The 9816-nt window shown below is 36.3% G+C and carries 7 protein-coding genes and 1 pseudogene; 6 read left to right on the forward strand and 2 right to left on the reverse strand.

Going from position 1 to position 9816, the window contains the following annotated elements; translation table 11 throughout:
• Positions 1-28 precede the first annotated feature (28 nt).
• Together guaB and QZZ48_RS12015 are read left to right on the forward strand one after the other, a co-directional pair.
• On the forward strand, positions 29-1474 hold the full coding sequence (guaB, locus tag QZZ48_RS12010; RefSeq protein WP_294966164.1) for an IMP dehydrogenase: 1446 nt from the start codon (positions 29-31) through the stop codon (positions 1472-1474).
• 111 nt (positions 1475-1585) lie between these two features.
• Positions 1586-2089 carry an RDD family protein gene (locus QZZ48_RS12015; protein ID WP_294966167.1) on the forward strand — a complete coding sequence of 168 codons (504 nt, stop codon included), beginning with the start codon at positions 1586-1588 and terminating at the stop codon, positions 2087-2089.
• Here the strand turns inward: QZZ48_RS12015 and QZZ48_RS12020 are convergent.
• Positions 2086-2523: a bacteriohemerythrin gene (locus QZZ48_RS12020; protein ID WP_294966170.1), complete on the reverse strand. Its 438-nt coding sequence runs from the start codon at positions 2521-2523 to the stop codon at positions 2086-2088. The two genes, QZZ48_RS12015 and QZZ48_RS12020, sit on opposite strands and share 4 nt — an antisense overlap.
• A gap of 187 nt (positions 2524-2710) precedes the next feature.
• On the opposite strand from QZZ48_RS12020, the gene gltB reads away from it, so the two are divergent.
• The 4 genes from gltB to QZZ48_RS12040 all read left to right on the forward strand — a co-directional run bounded on the left by gltB (position 2711) and on the right by QZZ48_RS12040 (position 9502).
• The gene (gene gltB / locus QZZ48_RS12025) at positions 2711-7222 is read left to right on the forward strand and encodes a glutamate synthase large subunit (RefSeq protein WP_294966173.1); all 4512 of its coding nucleotides are present in this window, start codon (positions 2711-2713) and stop codon (positions 7220-7222) included.
• A 1-nt stretch (position 7223) separates the two neighbouring features.
• The gene (locus QZZ48_RS12030) at positions 7224-8687 is read left to right on the forward strand and encodes a glutamate synthase subunit beta (protein WP_294966176.1); all 1464 of its coding nucleotides are present in this window, start codon (positions 7224-7226) and stop codon (positions 8685-8687) included.
• Between the two features lie 134 nt (positions 8688-8821).
• A complete protein-coding gene (locus QZZ48_RS12035) occupies positions 8822-9082 on the forward strand; it encodes a hypothetical protein (RefSeq protein ID WP_294966179.1) in 261 nt (86 codons plus the stop codon).
• 78 nt (positions 9083-9160) lie between these two features.
• A complete protein-coding gene (locus tag QZZ48_RS12040; protein ID WP_294966181.1) occupies positions 9161-9502 on the forward strand; it encodes an HNH endonuclease in 342 nt (113 codons plus the stop codon).
• 37 nt (positions 9503-9539) lie between these two features.
• Here the strand turns inward: QZZ48_RS12040 and QZZ48_RS12045 are convergent.
• Positions 9540-9710 (reverse strand): annotated as a pseudogene (locus tag QZZ48_RS12045) (EAL domain-containing protein); the annotation flags it as partial.
• Between the last annotated feature and the right edge of the window lie 106 nt (positions 9711-9816).

Below are 9816 nucleotides of genomic sequence, written 5' to 3' on the forward strand. Positions count from 1 at the left end.
GTTATATTCTTAGCACCAAAGGATAACCATGAACATTCGTAAACGCGCCCTCACATTTGAAGATGTACTATTAGTACCACAATATTCTGAAGTATTACCAAAAGAAGTATCATTAGAAACAAAACTGACTCGTAACATATCTCTTAAGATTCCTATGGTTTCAGCAGCAATGGATACAGTAACTGAGTACAGAGCAGCTATCGCTATGGCTAGACTTGGTGGTATCGGTATCATTCATAAAAATATGGATATTGAAGCTCAAGCTAAACAAATTACTAAGGTAAAAAAGAGTGAAAGCGGAATTATTATAGACCCTATTTTTGTTCACCCAGATGCAACATTAGCAGATGCAGAAAAACTTATGAGCGAATTCAAAATTTCTGGTGTTCCAGTTGTAGATGGTCACAACAAACTTCTAGGTATTCTTACAAATCGCGATATGAGATTTGAAAAAGATATGAGAAAACTTGCTTGTGACACTATGACTAAAATGCCTCTTATTACTGCAACAAAAGGTATCTCTCTTGATGAAGCTGGAGAGATAATGCATAAAAACAAGATTGAGAAACTTCCTATTATTGACGAAGAAGGTTTCTTGAAAGGTCTTGTTACTATTAAAGATATCAAAAAACGTATCGAGTATCCTAACTCAAACAAAGACTCTTTTGGAAGACTTATTGTTGGAGCAGCTATCGGTGTTGGTCAATTTGACCGTGCAAAAGCACTTGTGGATGCTGGTTGTGATGTTTTAGTTTTAGACTCTGCTCACGGACATTCAAAAGGTATTTTAGATACTGTTAAAAAGATTAAAGAGACTATGGAAGTAGATATTATCGCTGGTAATATAGCAACTGCTGAAGCTGTTGAAGCACTTATAAAAGCTGGGGCAGACGCTGTTAAAGTTGGTATAGGACCTGGTTCTATCTGTACAACTCGTATCGTTGCTGGTGTTGGTGTTCCTCAGATTTCTGCGATTGATGAGTGTGCTCAGGCAGCTCGTCCACATGGTGTTCCTGTTATCGCTGATGGTGGTATCAAGTATTCTGGAGAGATTGCTAAAGCTTTAGCTGTTGGTGCTTCATGTGTTATGGCTGGTTCACTTCTAGCTGGAACGGAAGAATCTCCAGGAGATACTATCATGTTCCAAGGTCGTCAATATAAATCATACCGTGGTATGGGTTCTATTGGTGCCATGCAAAAAGGTTCAACTGATAGATATTTCCAAGATGGAACTGCATCTGATAAACTAGTACCTGAGGGAATCGAAGGTCGTGTTCCTTTTCGTGGTTCTATCTCTGGTATCGTTCACCAAATGATGGGTGGACTTCGTGCATCTATGGGTTATTGTGGAAGTGAAGATATTAAAATGTTCTGGGAAAAAGCAGAGTTTGTTGAGATTACAAGTGCTGGACTTAAAGAGTCTCATGTTCACGATGTTATCATTACTCAAGAAGCACCGAACTACCACGTATAGTCCATTTAATTTTGCCGTATGATGAGCAAAAGCCCATCATACTTTCGCTAGCCGCTATGGCACTAAAGCATACCTTTTCCGAGGTAGAATATTTTTCAAGGAAAAATACTAATGAATGAAGTAAGATATGCAGGTTTTTGGATTCGCTTTTTTGCTTCATTTTTAGACACTCTCTTTCTAGCTCTACCAGTAGCTGTAGTCATCTACTTTTTAAGTGATGGCAACTGGTTTGACTTCTCTCAATATCAACAAAATATTGCCTACGCTATGAGTGGAAATGCAAGTAAAGCTCTAGCTTCTCAACCACAAACATCATTAAAATGGGAACTACTTTTTGAAGTTGCAGTTTTACTTGTTACTATGCTTTTTTGGAAAAAATTCAAAGGTGCGACTCCAGGTAAAAAATTTGTTCATATTAAGATAGTAGATGCCGATACACTTAAAGATATCAACAATACTCAAGCTATCACTCGTTCTGTAGGATATATTGTTTCTACCTTAGCTCTTCTTATAGGTTTTATAATGGTGGCATTTAGAAGTGATAAAAGAGGTCTTCATGACCTCTTTGCAGGAACTGTAGTTATCTATGATGAAGAGGCTTATAAGACTCTTTAGATATCTGATATATCAAACACATTTTCCATCTCTTTTTCCAATAAAAATATTTTTATCTTAGTATCTTCATTCATTATATGATCAATCAAAGCACGCTTTGCAACAACTTTCATTTTTGACTTAATAATATTTAATTTTGTCGGTGTAGATATAATCTGAGCAATAGTATCTACTATCTCCTGATGGAGTTTTTTATGCTCTTGAAGTTCAGGAAAATCTATCAATGACATATACTCTTCTTCGTCACTAAAATTAGTCTTCATATAATCACTAAACTCATATAAAATTTCTCTTAATGCTTCTTTTACATTTGCAGAGTCTTCTAGAACAAATAATCTATTGACCAGTTCAAACAGCTTTTTATGCTGAGTATCAATATTACTTATTCCTAATTTATATCTATTATCCCAATGTACTTTTTCACTAATTGACATTCATAAAACTCCACAAGAAATTATTTGCCTGCATTCTATCACAAGCACTTGTTAAAACTGCTGTAAAAAATGAATGTTCACTCATTTTCTTTGTGTAAATGGAATAAGCATTTAATCTTACTTTAGATATTATTTTAAGAAATTATTATCATTACATTTACTGTAAGTTATTGGGAAAAGGGAAAGAATGAAAGCTGAGTATTTACCAAAGAGAGAAGGCCTATATGACCCCGAGTTTGAGCATGATGCTTGTGGTGTTGGCTTTGTTGCTCACCTTAAGGGAAAAGCCTCTCACAATATAGTTAGTAAGGGGATAGAACTTCTTACAAATCTTGAACATCGTGGTGCAGTTGGAGCTGAGAAAAACTCTGGTGACGGTGCTGGAATTCTTACTCAGATGCCAGATAAGTTTTTACGAAGAGTTTTAAAAGAAAAAAACATAGATTTACCAGATTTTTCTCACTATGGTGTAGGTGTTGTATTTTTACCAAAAGATCCACAAGCTTATGCAGAATGTAAGGCTATAGTTGAGAACTGTATCGAAGAGTTAGGACAAGAACTCATAGCTTGGAGAAAAGTTCCCACTTCAAATGCTACTTTAGGGCAAAGCGTAAAAGTAGTTGAGCCATATGTTCAGCAAGTAATAGTAAAAAGAAACCCTGAGCTAGAAGATGCAGAGGCTTTTGAACGTAAACTATTTGTTATTCGTAAATATGCTCAAGCTCAAGTTACTGCTTCTCCAATTCATGGTACTGAATACTTTTACATGCCATCTATGTCACACAAAACTATCTCTTATAAAGGTCAGCTTATAACTGAGCAACTGCCTCTATATTTTGCAGACTTAAGTGAGAGTGACTATGAGTCAGCAATCGCATTAGTTCACAGCCGTTTCTCAACAAATACTTTCCCATCATGGCCACTTGCTCAACCATTTAGATACATAGCGCACAATGGTGAGATTAATACTCTTCGCGGAAATGTAAACTGGATGAGAGCAAGACAATCTATGCTTAAGTCAAAACTATTTAGCGAAGATGAACTAGAAAAAATATACCCTTACCTCATCAATGAATTTAAGGGTTCAGATTCTTCAGTTCTTGATAATGTTATAGAGCTCTTAACACTTGGTGGTCGACCACTTGCTCATGTTATGATGATGATGATTCCAGAAGCTTGGAAAGACCAAGATATGGATGAAAAACGAAAAGCATTTTATGAGTATCATGCTACATTTATGGAGCCTTGGGATGGTCCTGCATCTGTAGCTTTTACAGATGGAAAAGTTGTTGGTGCAACGCTTGATAGAAATGGTCTTCGCCCTTCTAGATATTTTCTTACAAAAGATGACATCTTAGTTATGGCATCTGAGCAAGGTGCTCTTGAATTTCCAACTGAGGACATAGTTTTAAAAGGTAGATTACAACCGGGAAAAATGTTCTTAGCCGATTTAGAACAAGGTCGTATTATCAGTGATGATGAGATAAAAGCAAATATCTCTGGAGTTCATAACTACGCTGATTGGATAGACAAACAAAAAATAAACCTTGACGACTTAGCTCTAAACAATGAAGTAAAACAACCAAACCATGAGACAGTACTTCAACGTCAAAAATGTTATGGATATACACAAGAAGACTTAAAAATTATTCTTACTCCAATGGCAAATACAGCTTATGAAGCAACAGGTTCTATGGGTAATGATGCAGCGCTCTCAGTTCTATCAAATGCATCTATAAATCTTTATAACTATTTTCATCAACTTTTTGCTCAAGTGACAAACCCTCCAATTGATCCCATAAGAGAAGAGTCTGTAATGTCACTTATCTCTTACATAGGGCCACAGGGAAATCTTTTCCAAGAAGTCGATGAAGATCGTAAGTTTATTAAACTAAATTCTCCAATTTTAACAAACGAGCAGTTTGAAAAACTAAATGGTGTAAATGAGTTTAACTTCCGTTCTAAAAAAATAAATATACTTTTTGACTCAACTAAAAAAGGTGCTATGAAAGAAGCTCTAGATGCAGTGATCAAAGAAGCGGCGGATGGAGTTAGAGAAGGTTATGAAGTAATTATCCTCTCAACTAGAGGTATCTCTACTGAGTTAGCTGCTATCCCTACTCTTTTGGCAACAAGTGCTGTTCACCATCACCTAATTGCCCAAGGTATTAGAACAAACTGTGGTCTTGTAATAGAGACTGGTGAAGCAAGAGCAATCCATCACTTTGCAACTCTTATCGGTTATGGTGCTAATGCTATAAACCCTTACTTAGCATTTGAGTCTATAGAAGATATGCGTTCTCGTAAACTAATAGATGCCAACATCACTCATGATCAAGCTATTCAAAATTATATCACTGCTATTGGAAAAGGTATATTTAAAGTTATGTCCAAAATGGGTATATCTACAATACGTTCTTATACTGGTGCTCAAATATTTGAGGCTGTTGGACTTTCACAAAACTTGGTAGATAAGTACTTCAAAGGAACACCTACTCGTCTTGAGGGAATTGATATAGATACTATAGAAGAAGAGACTCTTCTTTGTCACTCTATTGCTTATCCTAGAGAAATTATAGAAGCAAATGACTTACCTGTTGGTGGTCACTTTGCATACCGTCAACGTGGAGAAAATCATCTTTTCACACCTGAGACAGTTTTTCTACTTCAAAACTCAACTAAGACAAATAACTATGAGACTTATAAACAGTACGCAAAACTTATAAATGAACCTCAAGAAGCTTATGTAACTCTTCGTTCACTTCTTGACTTTAAAAAACTCTCACCTATAAACATAGACGAGGTTGAATCGGTTGATTCTATTATCACTCGTTTTGCAACTGGAGCTATGAGTTACGGTTCCATATCTGAAGAAGCACATACTACTCTTGCTATTGCTATGAACTCTATTGGAGCAAAAAGTAATACTGGTGAAGGTGGAGAAGATGCAGCTAGATTTGGAACAGAGAAAAACTCTAAGATAAAGCAAGTTGCATCTGGACGTTTTGGAGTAACTGCGAACTATCTTATAAATGCTGAGGAAATTCAGATAAAACTAGCACAAGGGGCAAAACCAGGTGAAGGTGGTCAACTTCCAGGACATAAGGTAGATGAAATCATCGGTCGTACTCGTCACTCGACTCCTGGTGTTGGGCTTATTTCCCCTCCTCCACATCATGACATCTACTCTATTGAAGATTTAAAGCAGTTGATACATGACCTTAAAAATGCAAATACTAAAGCTAGCATAAATACTAAGCTTGTTTCTGAAGTTGGTGTTGGTACTATTGCCGCTGGTGTTGCAAAAGCTCACTCTGATGTTGTGCTTATCTCAGGTTTTGATGGTGGTACTGGAGCATCTCCACAAACTTCTATCAAACATGCTGGTCTTCCTTGGGAACTTGGTCTTGCTGAGACTCACCAGACTCTAGTTAAAAATGGTCTTCGTTCTCGCATCGTAGTTCAAACAGATGGTCAACTTCGTACTGGTCGTGATATTGCAATAGCTACTCTGCTTGGTGCTGAAGAGTGGGGAATCGCCACAGCTGCGCTTATAGTTGAAGGCTGTGTAATGATGCGTAAGTGTCACCTTAACACTTGCCCAGTTGGAATTGCTACACAAGATAAAGAGCTTCGTGCTAAGTACACAGGTAAACCTGAGCATATAGTTAACTATGTTAAGTTTATGGCACAAGAACTTCGTGAAGTAATGGCAGAGCTTGGATTTAAAACTATCAACGAGATGGTTGGTCGCAGTGATAAACTTAAAGCTCGCGAGGGTGTTACTCACTGGAAAGCTAAACACTTACAACTTGATCGTCTTCTTCACAGAGTTCACTTAAGAAGTGATGATACTGCTTTTAATACAACCAAGCAAGATCATGGTCTTGATATAGCACTTGATAATAAACTTATAGATTTTGCTAGACCTTCGATTGCAGATGCAGTTGCTATAAAACAAGAGATAAAAATCAGAAATATCAACCGTTCAGTAGGAACAATGCTCTCAGCAGAAGTTACTCGTAAGTATGGAGAGGCTGGTTTAGCAGAAGATACTATTTACTTTAAAGCAAATGGAAGTGGTGGTCAAAGTTTTGGTGCATTTGTAACAAGCGGTATAACTTTTGAAATAGAGGGAGATGCAAACGACTATTTCGGTAAAGGTCTTTGTGGTGGTAAACTTATCCTTTACCCACCTCTTAATGCTACTTATGAAGCAAATGAAAATGTAATCCTAGGTAATGTGTCTTTATATGGTGCAACTAGTGGTGAGGCTTATATCTATGGTCTTGCTGGTGAGCGTTTTGGGGTTCGTAACTCAGGTGCTAAAGTTGTTGTTGGTGCTATTGGCGATCATGGTTGTGAGTATATGACTGGTGGACGTGTAGTAATTCTTGGTGAGATTGGTAAAAACTTTGCAGCTGGTATGAGTGGTGGTATCGCTTATATATATGACAAAGACAATAATCTTTGTAATCGTATTAACAATGGTAGTGTTGACCTTGACAAAGTTGAGACAGATGCAGATGAAGCAGAACTAAAAGGCATGATAGAAGATTATCTTAAATACACTTCTTCAAAAGAAGCTTCTGAATTACTAGATAATTGGGAAACTACTAAAACTAACTTCATAAAAGTTATGCCAGTTGATTACAAAAGAGTTCTGCAAGAACAAGCTAACAAAAAGCAGGAGGTGTAAGATGGGAAAAGTAACAGGATTTAAAGAGTACAAACGCCAAAACTTTACACTTGCTCCAGTTGAAGAACGCGTCAAACATAACAATGAATTTGTAACTATTTCAAGTAAAGAAGAACTAGAAACTCAAGTAGCTAGATGCATGGATTGTGGTATTCCATTTTGTCATAGTAACTACGGCTGTCCAGTAGGTAACCTTATTCCTCAGTTTAACGACCTTATATATAAGGGTGAATGGGAAAGTGCTTTTCGCTCTCTAATGGGTACAAACAACTTTCCAGAGTTCACTGGTCGTGTATGTCCAGCAACTTGTGAGACTGCATGTGTACTTGGTCTGAATGACGATGCAGTTAGCATCAAAGGTATCGAGTACTCTATAATAGAAAAAGCATACCAAGAAGGCTGGATGAAAGCTCAGATGCCAAAAGCATGTACAGGTAAAAAAGTTGCTGTTGTTGGTTCTGGTCCTGCTGGTCTTAGTGCTGCGAATCAGTTAAATAAAGCTGGACATATGGTAAGTGTATATGAGAGAGACAAGCGTATAGGTGGACTTGTTCGTTATGGTATCCCTAACTTCAAACTTGATAAAGTAAAAGTTGTTCAACGTCGTGTAGATATAATGACTAAAGAAGGAATAGAGTTTATTCCAAACTCTCATATAGGGGTAGATATTCCTCTGAAATCTTTACAAGAAAAGTATGATGCAGTAGTTTTATGTGGTGGGGCTTCACTTCCTCGTGACTTGCCTATAGAAAATAGAGATGCAAACAACATCCACTTTGCAATGGAATTTTTATCTCAGTGTAACTCTCGCATCGAAGGTGAAGAGATTGCAAAAGAAAAAGAGATTCTTGCAACTGGAAAACATGTAGTAGTTATCGGTGGTGGTGATACGGGTAGTGACTGTGTTGGAAATTCTGTTCGTCAAGGGGCCCAGACAATCATACAAATAGAGCTAATGTCAAAAGCTCCACTAGAGCGTACTGACGATATGCCATGGCCACTATACCCGAGAGTATTTAAACTATCTTCTTCACAAGAAGAAGGTTGTACTCTAGACTATGACATACTCTCAAAATCATTTATCAAAGATGAAGCAGCAAATGTAACTGGCATCAATTGTGTAAAAATCGAATGGGAAGGAAGAAACTTTAACGAGGTAGCAGGCAGTGAGTTTGTACTAAAAGCTGACGTTATATTCTTAGCTATGGGATTCTTAGGGCCTGAGCAAACTGGTATGATAGAAGAGCTTAACTTAGATACTGACCCTAGAAGTAATATAGATACAAATAACTATGCAACTTCAGTGGATGGTGTCTTTAGTGCAGGAGATATGCGAAGAGGTCAATCACTAGTAGTTTGGGCCATCCATGAAGGACGTGAATGTGCCATCGCTGTAGATGAGTTCTTATCTAAGAAACCTACACTACTTAATGCTAGAAGTAAATCTCTTTATGAAAAACGTTAAACAAAAAAAAAGGATATAAAATAAAAATACAAGAATTTAAAGGGATCATATTACAGCCACTATCTGGGAAAAAGTATTCATGGTCTAAATACGATAGTGAAACAGATGATTTTCTAAGCTTTTTTCAAGACATAATGATAAATGAAATTGGTGAGTTTTTTAATGTAAACCATAATACATCAGACTTAGCTGGATATTTACTAATACCATACACAAGAACAAAAAAATGTTTTGGGGCATACTATTTAAATGAAGGAAAAAGACTATTAGATGACCCAGATTTTGACTGGGCATATAGCATTGATCATTCGAAAAGCTATAACTTTATCAAAGAAGTTTCTCAAAGAGACATTATTGAAGAAGCAAAAAATTATGAGCCTGAATTTACAAAATAAAATGACGGATATCCTACTTTATTTCATTATAAACTAGATCCAATACCTAATGATTTTAATATATATATAAATGACTTATTGTCAAATACGGATGATTGCCCAGAGGGTACACAAACACCTTATAAATATGAAGTTAGAAAAACTGAAATTCATCGTGACCCAAAGATTAAAGAATGGGTACTAAAGCAAGCTAATGGAATATGTGAGTGTTGTGATGAAAAGGCACCTTTTGAAAAAGATGATGGTTCTCCTTATTTGGAAATTCACCATCTTAAAACATTAGTAGATGATGGTTCAGATAAAGCATCAAATGCAATCGCTGTTTGTCCAAATTGTCATAGTGAGCTACATCATGGGATAAATAGACATACGCAATTAGAGAAGATGTATTCTAAGGTTGAGAGGTTAATCAAAGAGTAAAATTAACCCTGTAAATAAAATGCATAATTCTTTTTAATTAAGTCTTATGTCCGAACTTTTTATCTTTTAAAAATTCTTCCATTTTATTTACAGGGATTGCTTTAGAGTAAAAATAGCCTTGAATATTTTCACAACCATTTTCAATTAAAAAATCTTTTTGGGCCTTTGTCTCAACACCTTCTGCAATTACATCTAAACCTAAACTTTGTGAAAGAGCGACTTAATTAAAAAAACGGGGGTTTAAAAACTCGCTTTTTTTGATAATTGACCAAATAATAATCTACTAAATTTAACTTCAAGCTTTTACTCAAACC

Origin of the sequence: Sulfurimonas sp. (assembly GCF_016744025.1) — a bacterium.
Taxonomy (GTDB): domain Bacteria; phylum Campylobacterota; class Campylobacteria; order Campylobacterales; family Sulfurimonadaceae; genus Sulfurimonas.

Excerpts from the sequence above, each read along its gene's own strand:
- guaB (WP_294966164.1), top strand. The coding sequence starts at position 29 with ATGAACATTCGTAAACGCGCCCTCACATTTGAAGATGTACTATTAGTA.
- QZZ48_RS12015 (WP_294966167.1), top strand. The coding sequence starts at position 1,586 with ATGAATGAAGTAAGATATGCAGGTTTTTGGATTCGCTTTTTTGCTTCA.
- QZZ48_RS12020 (WP_294966170.1), bottom strand. The coding sequence starts at position 2,523 with ATGTCAATTAGTGAAAAAGTACATTGGGATAATAGATATAAATTAGGA.
- gltB (WP_294966173.1), top strand. The coding sequence starts at position 2,711 with ATGAAAGCTGAGTATTTACCAAAGAGAGAAGGCCTATATGACCCCGAG.
- QZZ48_RS12030 (WP_294966176.1), top strand. The coding sequence starts at position 7,224 with ATGGGAAAAGTAACAGGATTTAAAGAGTACAAACGCCAAAACTTTACA.
- QZZ48_RS12035 (WP_294966179.1), top strand. The coding sequence starts at position 8,822 with ATGATAAATGAAATTGGTGAGTTTTTTAATGTAAACCATAATACATCA.